A 919-nucleotide genomic window follows, 5' to 3' on the forward strand; every position below is an offset into this window, starting at 1 on the left:
GAGGGCGACGCGCTCGACGAGCTCGAGGGGGCGTCGCGGTGGCCCGAGTGGCTCGGCGCCGCGATCCGCGCCACCCGCGGGTTCCGCGGCGATCTGCGCGCCTTCCTCGCGGAGTGCACCGACCTCGGCGTGTCCTCGGCCGAGCTCGTCGACCTCTCCGAGCGGCACGATCTGCCCGTGTGGGCGTCGCTGGCGTCGTTCGCCGACGAGTACCGGGCCGTGCGCGCCGAGATGCGCGGGGCGCATCGCGACGCCGCCGATCTGGCCCGCGAGGCGGTCGCCGTGCTCGACGACGCACGGGTCGACCGTTCGCTACTCGGCCGGTTCTCATCGCTGCGCTGCGTGCTGGTCGATGACGCGCAAGAGCTGACCGCCGGGGGGATCGACCTGCTGCGCGCGTGCCGCCTGCTCGGTATCGGGGTGGTGGCGTTCGGCGACCCCGATGTCGGCTCCGGCGCCTTCCGCGGGGCGACGCCCGAGAACTTCGCCCGACTCGCGCGCGAGCTGGGCGCGACGCACGCCCTCGGCACCCCGCATCGGGGGACGCCCGAGCAGATCGACCTGGTGCGGCAGGTCGCCTCGCGCATCGGCGCCGCGGGGGTGGTCGCACACCGCCGTGCTCCGGTCGGCGCCGCCCCGCAGGGCTCGGTGCGGACGTATCTGCTGCGGTCGCCGGCCGAAGAGGCCGACGCCATCGCGCGGCTCCTGCGCGAACGACACGTCCTCGACGGGGTGCCGTGGGGGGCGTGCGCGGTGATCGCTCACGACTCGCGGCAGGTCGCCACCCTCGAGGCCGAGCTCGCCGCGCGCGAGGTACCGGCGCGGGCGGGCGGGCCGGGACTCGCCCTCGGCGTGCAGAAGCCCGTCCGCGACCTGGTGCGTCTGGTCGAGCTCGGTGCACTCGACCCCGACGAATGGC

1 pseudogene is annotated in these 919 nt (G+C 75.8%); it reads left to right on the forward strand.

Annotated elements, in window-relative coordinates:
• Positions 1-919, forward strand: a pseudogene (locus DBR36_RS16045) (ATP-dependent helicase); the annotation flags it as partial.

This window comes from Microbacterium sp. HMWF026, assembly GCF_003061325.1.
Taxonomy (GTDB): domain Bacteria; phylum Actinomycetota; class Actinomycetes; order Actinomycetales; family Microbacteriaceae; genus Microbacterium; species Microbacterium testaceum_E.